This window comes from Candidatus Aminicenantes bacterium, assembly GCA_026393795.1.
Classification (GTDB): domain Bacteria; phylum Acidobacteriota; class Aminicenantia; order UBA2199; family UBA2199; genus UBA2199.
In genome coordinates this window covers 1-14,197 of the sequence record JAPKZL010000092.1, presented here as the reverse complement: position 1 = coordinate 14,197, position 14,197 = coordinate 1, and the positions used below count along the sequence as shown (strand labels likewise).

At 58.7% G+C, this 14,197-nt stretch carries 15 protein-coding genes and 1 tRNA gene; 11 read left to right on the top strand and 5 right to left on the bottom strand.

The features are described 5' to 3' along the window. Positions 1-956: DUF401 family protein (locus NTW95_04625; GenBank protein MCX6556703.1), on the bottom strand; the 956-nt coding region annotated here is incomplete at its 3' end. Between the two features lie 262 nt (positions 957-1,218). Here NTW95_04625 and NTW95_04620 point away from each other — a divergent pair. From NTW95_04620 to NTW95_04610, 3 genes are all read left to right on the top strand, one after another. Beyond that, positions 1,219-2,646: an NAD-dependent epimerase/dehydratase family protein gene (locus tag NTW95_04620; GenBank protein ID MCX6556702.1), complete on the top strand. Its 1,428-nt coding sequence runs from the start codon at positions 1,219-1,221 to the stop codon at positions 2,644-2,646. Positions 2,647-2,725: 79 nt separating this feature from the next. Beyond that, positions 2,726-3,040: a PilZ domain-containing protein gene (locus NTW95_04615; GenBank protein ID MCX6556701.1), complete on the top strand. Its 315-nt coding sequence runs from the start codon at positions 2,726-2,728 to the stop codon at positions 3,038-3,040. A gap of 116 nt (positions 3,041-3,156) precedes the next feature. Next, positions 3,157-4,431 (top strand): cyanophycinase, encoded by a 1,275-nt coding sequence (locus NTW95_04610; GenBank protein MCX6556700.1) that lies wholly within the window; start codon positions 3,157-3,159, stop codon positions 4,429-4,431. An 84-nt stretch (positions 4,432-4,515) separates the two neighbouring features. Here the strand turns inward: NTW95_04610 and NTW95_04605 are convergent, their stop codons facing one another. From NTW95_04605 to NTW95_04590, 4 genes are all read right to left on the bottom strand, one after another. Next, positions 4,516-4,656, bottom strand: a complete 141-nt coding sequence (locus NTW95_04605; GenBank protein MCX6556699.1) for a hypothetical protein — start codon at positions 4,654-4,656, stop codon at positions 4,516-4,518. A 63-nt stretch (positions 4,657-4,719) separates the two neighbouring features. After that, complete coding sequence (locus tag NTW95_04600) at positions 4,720-6,039, bottom strand: ATPase, T2SS/T4P/T4SS family (protein MCX6556698.1); 1,320 nt, start codon at positions 6,037-6,039, stop codon at positions 4,720-4,722. An 83-nt stretch (positions 6,040-6,122) separates the two neighbouring features. Beyond that, on the bottom strand, positions 6,123-6,320 hold the full coding sequence (locus tag NTW95_04595; protein ID MCX6556697.1) for a hypothetical protein: 198 nt from the start codon (positions 6,318-6,320) through the stop codon (positions 6,123-6,125). Between the two features lie 152 nt (positions 6,321-6,472). Further along, entirely contained in the window at positions 6,473-7,444 is a 972-nt protein-coding gene (locus NTW95_04590; protein MCX6556696.1) for a WYL domain-containing protein, read from the bottom strand. 208 nt (positions 7,445-7,652) lie between these two features. Between NTW95_04590 and NTW95_04585 the strand changes: the two genes are divergently transcribed. From NTW95_04585 to NTW95_04550, 8 genes are all read left to right on the top strand, one after another. Next, a complete protein-coding gene (locus NTW95_04585; GenBank protein MCX6556695.1) occupies positions 7,653-8,795 on the top strand; it encodes a formylglycine-generating enzyme family protein in 1,143 nt (380 codons plus the stop codon). Positions 8,796-8,824: 29 nt separating this feature from the next. Then, a complete protein-coding gene (locus tag NTW95_04580; GenBank protein ID MCX6556694.1) occupies positions 8,825-9,931 on the top strand; it encodes an SUMF1/EgtB/PvdO family nonheme iron enzyme in 1,107 nt (368 codons plus the stop codon). A gap of 44 nt (positions 9,932-9,975) precedes the next feature. Continuing rightward, entirely contained in the window at positions 9,976-10,122 is a 147-nt protein-coding gene (locus tag NTW95_04575) for a hypothetical protein (protein ID MCX6556693.1), read from the top strand. A 182-nt stretch (positions 10,123-10,304) separates the two neighbouring features. Next, positions 10,305-11,063 (top strand): formylglycine-generating enzyme family protein, encoded by a 759-nt coding sequence (locus tag NTW95_04570; protein MCX6556692.1) that lies wholly within the window; start codon positions 10,305-10,307, stop codon positions 11,061-11,063. A gap of 204 nt (positions 11,064-11,267) precedes the next feature. Next, positions 11,268-11,354 (top strand) — tRNA-Ser (locus tag NTW95_04565). Between the two features lie 211 nt (positions 11,355-11,565). Then, on the top strand, positions 11,566-12,534 hold the full coding sequence (locus tag NTW95_04560; GenBank protein MCX6556691.1) for a hypothetical protein: 969 nt from the start codon (positions 11,566-11,568) through the stop codon (positions 12,532-12,534). 128 nt (positions 12,535-12,662) lie between these two features. Beyond that, positions 12,663-13,148 carry a peptidylprolyl isomerase gene (locus NTW95_04555; GenBank protein MCX6556690.1) on the top strand — a complete coding sequence of 162 codons (486 nt, stop codon included), beginning with the start codon at positions 12,663-12,665 and terminating at the stop codon, positions 13,146-13,148. 77 nt (positions 13,149-13,225) lie between these two features. Next, positions 13,226-14,197 (top strand): PAS domain S-box protein (locus NTW95_04550; protein MCX6556689.1); only part of this gene is annotated, 972 nt, incomplete at its 3' end.

Here is a 14,197-nt window from a genome sequence, read left to right as displayed (position 1 = left end):
GTGAACGAGACCAGGAAAATGAACAGCACGACCATGCCCAGGGAGATGTCCATGTTCTTGAGCACGTCGAAGGCGGCCGAAACCTCGATCAGGCGCTGGAAGACGATGACCGCGGCGATGACCAGCAGGCTGCGCACCGTGGTCTTGCCGAACACGATGCTGCCGATCTCTTTGGGGCCCACCTTTTTCCATATACTCAACACCGCGGCCACCAGCAGCAGCGCCCAGTGCAGCGGCAGGGGCAGCAGAGGCGGCGCCTTGATGAAGAACAGAAGTATGACGGCCAAAATCGGCCAGGTGCCGGCCAGGAAATCGCGGGCGGTCGCCTGCAAACCGTTTTTCTGGCTGTGCATGTCGCGGGGAATGTTGTGGCGGCGGAAGTAGATGAAGGAAACGATGAGCCCCATGACGATGTGCAGCAGCGAAAAAGGCAGCTGGAACAGGATGATGCGCCGCAACGGGATGCGCGACATGGCCTGGAAGAGGAGCAATCCGGCATAAAGTGGCCAGATCAGCTCCCAGTCGTGGCGGAACCAGAAATTGAGGAAAGCGTTGAAGGCCGGCTTGAGCTTCATCTTGGCGGTGGAAACGTCGACCAGCGGAGCCGAGAGTAGCGCCCCGCCCGGCATGGGCAAAAAGCCGATGATCGCCGGCGAGACCATGGCCACCAGCCGCTTGTCGCCGATCATCGCGTTCAGCGCTTCGACCAGGCGGTCGTACATCTTGCGGCTCTTCTGCACGGAGCCGATGAACTGCACCAGCACGATGATCAGGAACAACTCCAGGGTCTCCCCGGCGCTGATCCCCGCCCAGGCGCTGCGGACGGCCAATTTCAGGTTGATGGCAAAAAGAGCCACGGTCAGCAGGCTGATGGAGAAAACCGCCAGGGAAAGATCGATTTTCCAGCGCAGCAGCAATACCAGCAAGACGATAAGTAACAAGAATTTGGCGGCCAAGATCAAATTCGTGACTCCTTCACGAGGTAATTTTAAATATGATTATAAATAAATGTGTCTGACAAGGCAAACCAGAGCGACAAACTCATCCCCTAGCCCCTTCTCTTGGGAAGAGAAGGGGAATATCTGTGTTCCCCCCTCTCTTTTTAAAAGAGAGGGGGTTGGGGGTGAGTTTGAGAAAAAGTACAAAAAAATCCAAATTGAAAATATTCTCACATTGCCAGAATCGGAGTTTCTGGGTAGAATGCATCCAGGAAAATTCATGAAAACCGTCGTCATCGCCGGGGCCACCGGGTTCATCGGCAGGGCTTTGGTCGAGGAGCTGGCCGGTGACTATCACGTGATCGGCCTGACCCGCCGCCCGCCCCCGTCCGGGTGTTGCCCGGTCAACGAATGGCGCCACTGCGACCTTTTTTCCCTCTTCGAGTGCGAGCGTGCCCTGGCCGGCGCCGAAGCCGCTTTTTATTTGGTCCATTCCATGCTGCCCTCGGCCAGGCTCACCCAGGGAAGCTTTCAGGACATGGACCTGATCAGCGCCGACAATTTCGCCCGGGCCGCGGCGCAGGTGGGGATCACGCAGATCATCTACCTCGGCGGCCTGATCCCCGCCGGAGCCGATCTGTCGCGCCACATCCGCAGTCGTCGCGAAGTGGAACAGACGCTGGGCTCCCACGGCGTGCCGGTAACCACGCTGCGCGCCGGGATCGTCATCGGCCTGCGCGGTTCATCCTATGCCATGTTCCGCTCGGTGCTGGAACGATCGCCGCTGATTTTCTGCCCGCGCTGGTCCGATTCAGCCATCCAGCCCGTGGCCCTGGCCGACGTCACCTGCCTTCTGCGCTTCTGCCTCGAGCACCCGGGCACAGACAACCGTGGCCATGACATCGGCTGCCCCGACATCCTCTCTTACCGGGAGCTCCTGCGCCGCTGCGCCCGCGTCATGGGCTTGCGACGCCTTTTCATCCGCCTGCCCCTGCCGCTGCTCGGCCTTTCCAAGCTTTCCCTGACCCTAATCAGCGGCTTCCCCAGGCAGCTGGTATCGCCGCTGGTGGAGAGCCTCAAGCATTCGCTGACAGCCGGCGACCTGAGCCTCCAGCAGCAAGCCGGCATCCGCGCACAGACGCTGGAGCAGGCCCTGCGGGCGGCAATGGCCGAGGAAGCGGGAGGTGAAAGTTTCCGAACCGTCCACGCCTCGCTGGCCCGTTCCAAACATCGCCCGGCCGCGCCAGCCGATGCGGAAAAAAACACCGTCCGCTCGCTGCAGCGGATTTCTTTGCCGCCGGGGAAAACGGCCCGCTGGCTGGCCATGGAGTACACCGCCTGGCTGCCGCGTTTTTTCCATACCCTGCTGCGCGCTGCCACCGACAAGCAGGGCAACCTGACCATCAGCAGCCGTTTCTTCAACATTTCCCTGCTGGAACTGCGCTTCGCCCATGAGCGCAGCGCCGCTTCCGACCGCCAGCTTTTTTACATCAGCGGCGGCCTCCTGGCCAAGAAAACCGACTTGCCCAGCCGGAAACCACGCCTGGAATTCCGCCAGGTGCTCAACGGCAAGGCCGCCCTTATCGCGATTCACGATTACCGTCCCACCATCCCCTGGCCGCTCTACAACCTAACCCAGGCCAGGGCCCACCTCTGGGTAATGAAGAATTTCGCCCGCATGATCGGAAAAAAGACAAACGGCGGCTAGAACCGTTTGGCCAATAAATTTTGCCATAAACGATAAAATAAGATATAATTCCGTTTCGCACTGAATCCCGGAGGCAAAAATGGAAAAACGGATCGAGAAGAGATTGCTGCACCCCCTGGAACTGGTCTACGGCGACAACGACACCTTCAGCCCCGGCTTGGCGCGGAATGTTTCCCCCCATGGCATATTGATCCAGGCCGAATACCAGCTTTTCCCGATCAACCGCAGGGTGAAGATCATTCTCACCATCGGCAACGAGCCGGTCAGCATCCAGGGCATCGTTTGCTGGAACAGCGAGTACTCAGGGCTGGAAACCACTCCTGAAAAGCAGTTGGGCCTGTTCATCCCCGACCCGCCGCCGCAATACATCAATTACGTCAGCCAACTAGGCTGAAATCAATTCCTTCAACCGATTCCGTTCGAAGCTTCTTGCAATTCCATGGCTATCCCTTTACAATCCGCATGGAGTCGCCTGATGAAATTCAGCCAGGCGATTTCCGGGAGCGGACAATGAAGAAATTGGGCAGGTGGTTGGTCGTGTCCGGGCTGCTGAACTTCCTCTGGCTGCCCGGGCAGAGCAACGGCACGGGGAGCCTGGTGATCATGGGCGGCAACATCACGTCGGCGCTCGAGCGCATCGACAAGCGCTTCATCGAGCTGGGCGGAGGCGTGGAGCGCATCCGCCTGGCCATCATCCCGGCCGGCAGCGTGGAGCCTGCGGCCAGCGGCCGCGCCTACGCCGTTGACTTCACCCGCCTGGGCGTCCCGGCCGAACGGATCCGCATCTTCCCCCTGGCCGTCGTCGACGACCCGTCGACAAAGGACGTGGACGAATCGAAGTGGAGCGGCAACGGCTTCAGCCAGGAGCTGGCCGACGACATGCTGAACTACACTGCCGTGTTCTTCGTCGGCGGCGACCAGATCCGCTACAACCGGACGCTCAAGAAGGCGAACGGCGAGGACTCGCCCCTGCTCAAGAGCATCCGCGGCGTCTATGCCGCCGGCGGCGTGATCGGCGGCTCGAGCGCCGGCGCCGCCATGATGTGCGACCCGATGATCTGCGAAGGCTCCAGCATGAAGGCGCTCAGCGCCGGGGCCGACTACATGCCCGACTCCTGCCCCGAGCCCAGGGGCGTGAGCCTGGCCAACGGGCTGGGGTTCTTCAACCAGGGCATGGTCGACCAGCATTTCCTCAAGCGCGGCCGCGTCGGCCGCCTGCTCATGGCCATCCATGTCCAGCCCAAAGCCTGGCTGGGCGTGGGCATCGATGAGGATACCGCGGCGGTCTGCCGCGGCGGAGCCATCGAAGTGCTGGGCAGTTCGGGAGTGGTGATCATCGATACGTCGCTGGCCAGGGCAGCCGGCAAATTCAAATGGTCGCCTGCCGGCGGCATGCGGGCCCAGGGCATCGTTGTGCACTACCTGGAAGAGGGCGACAAATTCGATATCGCTACCCGCACCCCCGTGCCGCGGCCGGAACGCAAACCGATCGAGAAGGGCAAGGAAGCCAACAGCGATTATCCCCTGGAAACCAATGTTTTCGGCCCCGATGCCTTCCGCAACATGTTGGTCGACGGCATAGCCGAAAACCAGAAGGGCGAGGCAACGGGCATGTCGTTCCTCTTGGATGAAAAGGGACGCGGCATCGGCAGCCAATGGACCTTGCGTAAAACCGGGCAGAGCGGCGCCTTTTACGCCAGCATCAACGACATCGACACCTATACGGTGACTTTCGTTTCGCTGGAAATCGAACCCATCGCCCTCTCATTGGAAAAAATACGCTGAAGACGCCAGGGAAAAAGCCCACTCCAACCCGATCCCTCTCCACATCCGTCAACTTCGTCAACCAATTGAATTGACGAAAGCTTATTAGTACTGGCGGGAAAACGAGTTCCGACCGGCCTGCACCGCGGTCAGCCATTTTGGTTTAATGGTATTCAGCAGCGCATGCCGGAGGCTGACATCGCCGGCGAGCACCCGCTCCAATGCAAGTTCGCGCTGGGTGCGCATGCCGTGCAGCCATGCTTGGCGCTCCAGATACTCAACTTGTTCGAAATACCAATCGTTCGAATTCTAAATGAAGCGCTTCATCTCCCCGGTCAGGTCCAAAACCTCGTAAACGGCGGTCGATCCAAGTTCCCCGGTATTCTCGCATAGCGGGCAACCGCGGCCTCGCCAGGTGGCGACGCGGCCGCCGCCGGCGACCGGGGGATCGCTCAACCCGGCCTCGATCAAGATCTTCGCCGGCACCGAGTGTTCCTCGGCACAATGAGCACAAACCATGAACAAGCGCCGCGGCGCCACCACGACTTTAAACAGTTCGGCCGCATCCTGCCTTCGCTTCACGAAATGGCGCCACAGGAGGCTGGTCAGGCCCCTGGCGCAACCGGCAACATGCACTGCGGTGATTAGCAGTCCGCCCGCGGCGGCGAAGTCGATGGCGGCTTGGGCATCGTCTTCGTCGACCCAGTCGATGTTCTGCAGCATCAGCACCTCCGGTTTGCGGCGGATAGCGCGCCGCAAGCACCTGCCGATCATGTCGTAGACATCCGGCAGGTCCTGGAGATGGTATTGCACGACCCCGTCGATCTTTCTTTCCATCGGCCACTCAACGGTGACGATCTTCCGGCCTTCATCGCGCAGCAGCGAGAGGGCGCGGTAGGTAGCGGTCGACTTTCCCGAGTTGCAGGGTCCGGTCAGCAGTATAATTCCCGAGCGCGAGCGCACGGCGCGGACGAATTTCTCCTCAGCGGCGGCGGCAAAACCCAGGTCAAAGCGCGTGCTTTCCTTGGGCAGTTCCTGGCGCAGGATGATCTTCAGCGACTCGCCTCCCGGCCCGGGAAAAGACTCGAGGTCGAAGCGGACGGCGCGGTTGCGCCTCGGGGTTTCGTCAAAGGCATAGGAAATTTCCCCGTTTACGACTCGCAAGCCGGCATTGCGCAGGTGACCCTTCCGGAAGAGGCGGTGAAAGGATCCGCAACCTTCCGCTGCCGACGCGGACGCCGCCGGCAGGCCGGCGCAGTCCTTGGCGAAAGCGACCAGACGTCGGTAAGATTCCTTGTCCCCTATTCCGGTCAGCTCCTGGAACCCGCCCTCCAGGCGCAAACGCACTTGAGGCCGCCCGGAGATCGTGTCGATGAGGATCGTGTCCGCCTTCTGCCTGATCGCGGCCTGCAGGATTGTCTCGAACAATTTTTGCGCCTGTTTTTTGGTGAGCGGGCCGCCGGGATTGCGGTCGACAATGGATTCTTTTTCAACCGCTGCGGCCGGATATAGCTCAAGCTGCTGCCTTATTTTCCGCGGCTTTTTTTCAAGCCATTTCATGAAGCCGATAAATGCAGCCAGGAGCGCGAGTGTCAGCAACTGGACGATGAGCGATGGTTCTTTTAGCATTCCCTGGTTCACTCCCGCCTATATTCTACCTCGCGCAATCAAGAAATGGAAAGGCCGCGTTGGATTGGCCGACGGTTTCCGCCTCAACCGGCCTTTTGAACGGCATGCAAACCCTGCTGCGAGTAGATCGAGCGGATGAAGGCCGGGGTGTCCAGATTCTCCAGGCAGGCGCTGCCCCACAAATCCACGTAATCGCAGGCGACCACGATCAAATCTCTGGCGGTCATCATGGCCTGGCCCAGGTCCTGCATGGGAAATAAACTCAGCTGTTCGTTCTTCATTATATTCTCCTGCCAACAATATAAAACAGCCGCTATGACAAATCGTGTCATGGGGCAGGAGAATAAATATTTTTATTATTTTTTTTTGCTTGTTAAAAAATCGAGGTTTGATAGGTAGGGGTTTGATTAATCAAACCCCTACATTTCTTAACCTAGCCTACTGGGGTGTTTTGGTAGATTCGGCTCATGCTGAGGCTGGTTTCCTTGATCAAATCCCGCAGCTCGGCCGGTTCCAGGACCTCGGCGTCGGCGCCGAAACGCAGGATGTCGCCGAGCACCTCGCGGTAATCGGTGACCGGGAAGCTGAGCAAGAGCGAATCTTTCTCCTCGCGGACCTGCTGCCCGGCGAACCATGATTGGTCGCGGACGATGCCGACGCTGCGGCCGCGGAATCTCACCTTGACTTGCTTTTCCTCGCCCTGCAGGAAGATCCCGTAATGCCTGTCGATCATCCCTTTGACATCGCGGGCCAGCAGCTCGGCACCCACCGGCTGGTTGAGTACCTCTATCTCGACCAGCCGCGACAGGACGAAGTCGCGTAAGCCGCCGCGGCTGTGGCAATGGGCGATCAGGTGCCAGTTGCCCAGGTAGAGCAGGAGATGCAGCGGGCTGATCTCGCGTTCGCCGGCCTCGCTGCTGTAGGCGGAACGGTAGGTGATGCGCATCCTCCTGTTCTTGGCCAGGGCGAAGGCGCAGGCGGAAAATATTTCCGGGGCCACGGCGTAATAATGGATGTTTTTCAGCGATACCCTCTTTTCCAGGTCTTGGAAGTCGAAGTCGGTCGAGCTGGCTATTTTCCTGAAATAAAAATCGATCTTTTTTTTGAGGCGCTGGTCGGGAATGGCCGTGGAAATGCGCTTGGAAATGATCAGCGCGACGATCTCCTCCTGCCCGAGCCAGATGCCGGGCAGCTCGAAACCGGCTTCGCTGTAATAGTAACCGTTGCGCTCGTGCGCGTATTCGATCGGGGCCGAAAAAAAGTTTTTCATGAAATCGATCTCCCGCGCCGCCTGGCGCCGGGAAATCTCGAATTTTTCAGCCAAATCGGCAAGCTTGGGATAGCGCCCGGCCTTCAGCTTGGCATGGAACCAGAGGTACCTTTCAAAGGCGAATTTCTTGGCCATGCCCATATTTTAACAGGTTGCCGGAGAATATAGAATCAAGCCGCTGTTTTGGCCAACAGAAATGAGTACGAGAACGTTAAAGCTGACGGACAATCAAATAAACCCGGAGGTTTATTTTGCAGAATATATCCAAAGTCATATTGTCCAGGATGCCTTTTGAAAATAACATTATTCCGGATTCATACAAGAGTTTTTTTCAGGAGGACCAATGATCAACCGTTATGGGCAGAAGATGGTAGCAATCGGAATGTTGCTCGTATTTCTGGGGGCCTTGTCGACCTGGACAGCGGAACAAACCGTCCCGCAATTTCAGGAGAAGGAGGGGGCACCGATCATCAAGAAACACAAAAGGTTCCCCTGGCTGCCTGTCCTCCTGGGCGTCGGCGCCGGGGCGGTCCTGGTCGCGCTGCTGACGGGGAAAAAAGAACAGAAACATACATTGACGATCAATATCGGCACCGGCGCCAGCGGCACGCCGGCGTCCACAGCGAGCTATAGCAAAGGCCAGGTCGTCAATTACAGCTACACTGCGCAAGCGGGTTATGGCAGCCTCGAGGTCAGGCTCGACAACGACTTGGTCGCTGCCAGCGGCACCGTGATCATGGATGCGGACCACACCTTGTCCGTGTCCGTCAATGCCGCCAATAATGGCAACCTGACTTACAGCAATGGCGTGCTGACAGCCAACGGGATACGCTACGAACTGGTCCTGATTCCTACCGGCCAGTTCCAGATGGGCAGCGATTGTCCGGAAGCTTTTCCCGATGAGCAGCCGATTCATGCCGTATCGATAACCAAGCCCTTCTGGTTCGGCAGGACCGAGGTGACGCAAGGGTTGTGGCAGGCGGTCATGGGGAGTAATCCCGCTTACTTTAAAAAAGGCGACAATTATCCGGTGGAAACCATCACCAATGACGATTGCCATCGCTTCATTGACAAGGTCAACCAGATGCTCGGCGGCAATTTTTTTCGCCTGCCGACCGAGGCCGAATGGGAGTACGCCTGCCGGGCAGGAACCACCGGCGAACGCTATGGAGACATCGATGCCATCGCCTGGCACAACGGCAACGCGGGCAGCGAGAGCCATCCGGTGGGCCAGAAGCAGCCCAATGCCTTCGGGTTGTATGACACACTGGGCAATGTCGGTGAGATTTGTCAGGATTATTACGGGCCTTATTCCGCCATGAATCAGACCGATCCGACCGGCCCGACTTCCGGCAATTTACGCGCCCGCCGCGGCGCCGGTTTTAGCGGCCCGCCCGAGTGCGTGCGCTCAGCCCGGCGCGGCATCTATTCTCCATCCTACTGTTGCGCCAGCCTCGGCTTCCGCCTGGCCCGGACGAACGAATGAACGCCAATGCTTTCATGCAAGGAGGTCGGATGAAAATTCATAACTGGCAAAAACGAGTCGCCATCGTGGTTTTGCTGGCCTTTATCGGCATGGGAGTGGCCTGGACAGCGGAACAAACCGTCCCGCAATTTCAGGAGAAGGAGGGGGCACCGATCATCAAGAAACACAAAAGGTTCCCCTGGCTGCCTGTCCTCCTGGGCGCCGGGGCTGTGATCTCCGCGGTGGTGCTGCTGACCAAAAAGAATGATAATAATCCATCGGCGCAAATGACCGGCTCGCTCCATGTGACCTCGCTCCCCGCCGGAGCCCGGCTCTATCTCGACGGGAAAGACACCGGCAAGACCAGTGATATCACCATGGACCAGGTCAAGATCGGGACGCACATCGTCAGGCTGACTTTCACCAGCTTTATCGACTTCACCACTTCCATAGTCGTGGTTGAAGGGCAGTCAGCGACGATAAACGCCGTAATGACGGCGAACCTGGATTTCGACATGGTGGCCATCCCCGGCGGTACTTTCGAGATGGGATCTACCGGCAGCGAAGCTTACCCGGACGAGCGACCGGTGCATGCCGTGGCAATTTCTCCTTTCCAGATCGGCAAGTACGAGGTCACCCAGGGGCAATGGAAGGCAGTAATGGGAAGCAACCCTTCAGCCTATCCAAACGGCGATGACTATCCGGTGGAAACGGTATCATGGAATGATGCGCAAGCCTTCATCCAGAAGGTATACGCCATGACCGGCAGACGCTACAGGCTGCCGACCGAGGCCGAATGGGAGTATGCCTGCCGGGCCGGGACCACGGCCGAGCGCTACGATGACAGCGATGCGATCGCCTGGTATAGCGGCAACTCAGGTTTTCAATCCCACCCGGTGCGCCAGAAACAACCCAATTCCTTCGGGCTATATGACATGCTGGGCAACGTCAGCGAGTCGTGCCGGGACTGGTATGGGCCTTATCCATCAACGGCACAGAACGATCCCGGCGGCCCGGCTTCCGGCACGCACTATGTCCGTCGCGGCGGCAGTTTCAACAGCGCCGCCGATTGCATACGGGCAGCCCGCCGCAATTACGGCTTGGCGGATTTCCGCTCCGCCGGCCTTGGCTTCCGCCTCGCCAGGACGAATGAATGACATTTCTGACATCCTTCTGCATGTAATAGTTTAAGCGGGGACTAATGAGCAAATGTAATTGGCAAAAATTGATCGCCGTCTTGGTCGTGGTTACCTTTATCGGCATGGGGGTGGCCTGGACAGCGGAACAGGCGGTTCCCCAATTTAAGGAGAAAGAGGGGGCGCCGGGGCGGTCCTGGTTATCCTGCTGACTAAGAAAAAGACCCGGACCCTGACCGTCAACCTGAATGTTGGCACGACCGGTACACCTGCTGCCACCGCCAAGTACAAGAAGGGATCGTCAGTCAATTATAACTTCACAACCAAAGCCGGTTTCTACAACCCGCAGGTCAGGCTCGACAACGTTGTAGTTGCCCCCAATGGTACAGTGACCATGAGCACCAACCACACCCTGACGGTCGCCATCACCGACAGTATCGCGACTTACAGCAATGGCGTGCTGACCGTCAACGGCATACGTTATGAATTGGCATTGATCCCTCCCGGTGAATTCCAGATGGGCAGCGCGTCGCCCGAAGCCCAGTTCGACGAGCAGCCGGTCCATACCGTGCTGATCTCCAAGCCCTTCTGGCTCGGCAAAACCGAAGTGACCCAGGCCCTGTGGCAGGCGGTCATGGGCAGCAATCCGTCCAAATTTAAAATCGGAGATAATTACCCAGTCGAGGAGACCCACTGGGAATGGTGCCGGGACTTCATCGCGTCGCTCAACCAGATGCTCGGCAGCGACTTGTTCCGCTTTCCGACCGAGGCCGAGTGGGAGTATGCCTGCCGCGCCGGCACCACCGGCGAAAGGTACGGCGAGCTTGATGCCATCGCCTGGTATTTGGACAACGCCGGAGGCTGCACCCATCCGGTGGGCTTGAAGCAACCCAACGCCTTCGGCCTCTACGACATGCTGGGCAACGTCTGGGAGTGGTGGCGGGACATTTATTGCTTCCCCTACCCCTTAAGCTATCAGGTCGATCCCATCGGCTGCGAGAACAACCCGAACTGGTCCGGCCGCGTCTATCGCGGCGCCAGCTGGGAAACGCTCGGCTCCGGCGTGCGTTCCCTGCAGCGCGACCGCGACCATCCCAACGAAACCCTGCCCCTGCTCTCGGTCGGCTTGCGCCTTGCCAGGACGAACGGATGATAGTCACACTTCAGTCAAACCATGATTTTAGCAATTATGACAGCTACTGAAATCATCTCGTGTGACGATACCAACACTAGACAGGTTTCGTTGCCCTCTGGGCACCACGAAACCTATAGTGTTGGTACTGAGTGGTAATCTCACCTTGATTTCAAAAACCAAATTGACAGCCATTCGACCATTTGTTACAATTCTGGACCAGCCGGAGGGATGGCAGAGTGGTCGATTGCGGCGGTCTTGAAAACCGTTGTCCCTTTACGGGGACCGTGGGTTCGAATCCTACTCCCTCCGTGTTCTTTGACTAAGATACGGTTGGGGACCGTGGGTATTCGCACTTTGATTTTCCCAAGGTTCAGTAATTTGGGAAAATCAACTAGTGCGAATATACACGCACTGGATGTTTTCGGCGGTTTACTGAAATGGCCAAAAACATAGTGCGTGTATTCGAATCCTACTCCCTCCGAGTCCTTTAATCGGGGTATAATGCGGCGGGAGGTTTCCCATGAAACGGAAAAAATCCGTGCCCTTGGTATTTTTTTTCCTGCTGGCACTCCTGCTGCTCGCGTCTCCCGGCTGCCAAAAGGACGGGGCGGACAATGAAAACCCGGCGGAAAGCGTCGACCCACTTCTGATCGATTTTCCGGTCTTTCCGGCCGACAACCCCTGGAACGCCGATATATCAACTTATCCCGTCCATGCCGACTCGGACGTTTTCATCAACGCCATCGGCGGCAACGGCGAGCTGCACCCGAGTTTCGGCACGGTCTGGGACGGCGCGCCCAACGGCATCCCCTACCGGGTCGTGCCCGGCAGTCAAACCCGGGTTGCCATAACCTACACCGCCTACGGCGACGAGAGCGATCCCGGGCCCTTCCCCATTCCCGACGACGCCCCAATCGAAGGCGGCGCCGCTTCCGACGGCGACCGCCATGTGATCGTCATCGACCGCGACCAGCGTATGCTGTATGAGCTGTACAAGGCCCGCAAGGCCGCGAACGGCTGGGAGGCCGAAAGCGGCGCCAAATGGGATCTCGCATCCAACGCCCTGCGCCCCAAGTACTGGACGTCGGCCGACGCCGCCGGCCTTCCCATCTTTCCCGGCCTGGTGCGCTACCTGGAGGTGCAGCAGGGGGAGATCGGCCACGCCCTGCGCTTCACGGTGGAAAGGACCCAGCGCGGCTTCATTTTTCCGGCCAGGCATTTCGCTTCGTCGAGCGATGCCCCCGCCCTGCCGCCCATGGGTCTGCGTCTGCGCCTGAAGTCGGATATCGACATCTCGGGTTTTTCAGCCACAAACCAGAAGATCCTGCGCGCCCTGAAAAAATTCGGCATGATCGTCGCCGACAACGGCTCCAACTGGTTCATATCGGGAGCGCCCGACAGCCGCTGGAACGACGAGGACCTGCACGAGCTGCACCGGCTGCACGGCCATGATTTTGAGGCGATTTTCACCGGGGCTATCGAACATTGAAACATGGCGAAAGTCTAAGGGACCCGTTTCGGGAACCAGTTGCTAAAAGCGTCGTTGCTATGAGAAAATAAGGGATATTCCGGTTCCCGGGTATCTCCGGGACCGGGAACACTAAAAAGGAGCATCCCATGACCGCCAAGCAATGGAAAAACCCGCCGCCGATGGTCATCGAGGGCAAAAGGACCTACCGGGCCCGCATCACCACCGCCCGCGGGGAGATCGTCCTGCAGCTGTTTCCCGAGCATGCCCCGCAAACCGTGAACAACTTCATCTTCCTGGCCCGCGAAAATTTTTACGACGGCGTCAGCTTCCATCGCGTCATCGCCAACTTCATGATCCAGGGCGGAGACCCCAGCGCCAGCGGCAGCGGTGGCCCGGGCTACCGCTTCGCCGACGAGGTGCGCCACAACCCGCTGCGCCACGAGACCGGGGTCATCTCCATGGCCAACGCCGGGCCCGACACCAACGGCAGTCAGTTTTTCATCACCCACTGCGAGCAGCCGCACCTGAACGGCCGCCATACCGTCTTCGGCAAGGTGCTGCAGGGACAGGAGGTTGTCGACGCCATCCGCCAGGGCGACGTGATGGTTTCGCTGCGCATCGAGGAAAGCTGATTTTCTATTTTTTTATTTGACAATTTAAAAACGCCTGTTTAGAATTGGTACACCCTAGATCACCCAAGGCATCAAACATGACAGAAGGAAAGGAATCGGTTTTCCTCAAGCTGATGAAATATTTTGGCAAACACTTTCCGCCTCCCCATTTCGACGATGAAGACAAGAACCAGTCGGCCTATTTTTTAAACCTGATCCTGCTGCACGGCATAGCGGCCGGCATCCTGGTGGCGGCGGCCACCGCCGCGGCCGGCCAGTACGACAAGACCGTGGAACTGGCCGCGGGCGTGGTGATGGCATTTTTACTCCTGGTCCTGCTCCACTCGGGCCGCCTGCGCTCCGCCATTTTCCTGACCTTTGTCTCGCTTCTCGCCCTGGTCACCATCCTGCTGTACACCGGAGGCGGCATCCACGATTTGGCCTCCATGCTCTATCCGGTGATCATCATCATCGCTGCCCTGCTGCTCAGGCCGAAAGAATTCCTGGCCATCGTCGCCTTGTCGATGCTCTCAGCCGCGATCATTATCATGGCCGAAGTCGAGGGCTTAATCGCCTGGCCCCAGCAGCTCCACACCACGGTATTCGTCCTGATCACCGTCATGGCCATCTTCATCCTGGCCGCCGTGCCGGCGCGCATGCTGGCCAACAACTTGCGGCGCAGCATCGAGCGCGCCCGGCGCAACGAGCAGGAGTCGCGCGACAGCAACGTCCGGCTGCAGAACGAAATCGCCGAGCACAAACGGACCGAAGCGGCCCTGAACGAGAGCGAGACGCGCTTCCGCATCCTGGCCGAGGCGACCTTCGAGGGCATGTGCATTCTGGAAAACAACACGGTCATCGACGCCAATTCCAACCTGGTCCAGATGCTCGGTGGCGAGATCCGGGAGATCGTCGGCAGGAAAATAACCGAATTCATGGACCCGGAAACAACTGCATTGGTCAACCGCGATCAGGCCGCGGCCGGCGCTCCGCTCGAGCATGAGATCCGGCGGCTCGACGGCTCGCAGTTCCCGGCGGAAATCAGGAGCAAGCTGATCCCTTTCCGGGGG

Bases quoted from the DNA above. Each gene is read 5' to 3' on its own strand.
- NTW95_04575 (MCX6556693.1), top strand. From the start codon at position 9,976: ATGAGCAAATGTAATTGGCAAAAATTGATCGCCGTCTTGGTCGTGGTT.
- NTW95_04610 (MCX6556700.1), top strand. From the start codon at position 3,157: ATGAAGAAATTGGGCAGGTGGTTGGTCGTGTCCGGGCTGCTGAACTTC.
- NTW95_04560 (MCX6556691.1), top strand. From the start codon at position 11,566: ATGAAACGGAAAAAATCCGTGCCCTTGGTATTTTTTTTCCTGCTGGCA.
- NTW95_04585 (MCX6556695.1), top strand. From the start codon at position 7,653: ATGATCAACCGTTATGGGCAGAAGATGGTAGCAATCGGAATGTTGCTC.
- NTW95_04555 (MCX6556690.1), top strand. From the start codon at position 12,663: ATGACCGCCAAGCAATGGAAAAACCCGCCGCCGATGGTCATCGAGGGC.
- NTW95_04620 (MCX6556702.1), top strand. From the start codon at position 1,219: ATGAAAACCGTCGTCATCGCCGGGGCCACCGGGTTCATCGGCAGGGCT.
- NTW95_04605 (MCX6556699.1), bottom strand. From the start codon at position 4,656: ATGCGCACCCAGCGCGAACTTGCATTGGAGCGGGTGCTCGCCGGCGAT.
- NTW95_04595 (MCX6556697.1), bottom strand. From the start codon at position 6,320: ATGAAGAACGAACAGCTGAGTTTATTTCCCATGCAGGACCTGGGCCAG.
- NTW95_04590 (MCX6556696.1), bottom strand. From the start codon at position 7,444: ATGGCCAAGAAATTCGCCTTTGAAAGGTACCTCTGGTTCCATGCCAAG.
- NTW95_04580 (MCX6556694.1), top strand. From the start codon at position 8,825: ATGAAAATTCATAACTGGCAAAAACGAGTCGCCATCGTGGTTTTGCTG.
- NTW95_04600 (MCX6556698.1), bottom strand. From the start codon at position 6,039: ATGCTAAAAGAACCATCGCTCATCGTCCAGTTGCTGACACTCGCGCTC.
- NTW95_04615 (MCX6556701.1), top strand. From the start codon at position 2,726: ATGGAAAAACGGATCGAGAAGAGATTGCTGCACCCCCTGGAACTGGTC.
- NTW95_04570 (MCX6556692.1), top strand. From the start codon at position 10,305: ATGAGCACCAACCACACCCTGACGGTCGCCATCACCGACAGTATCGCG.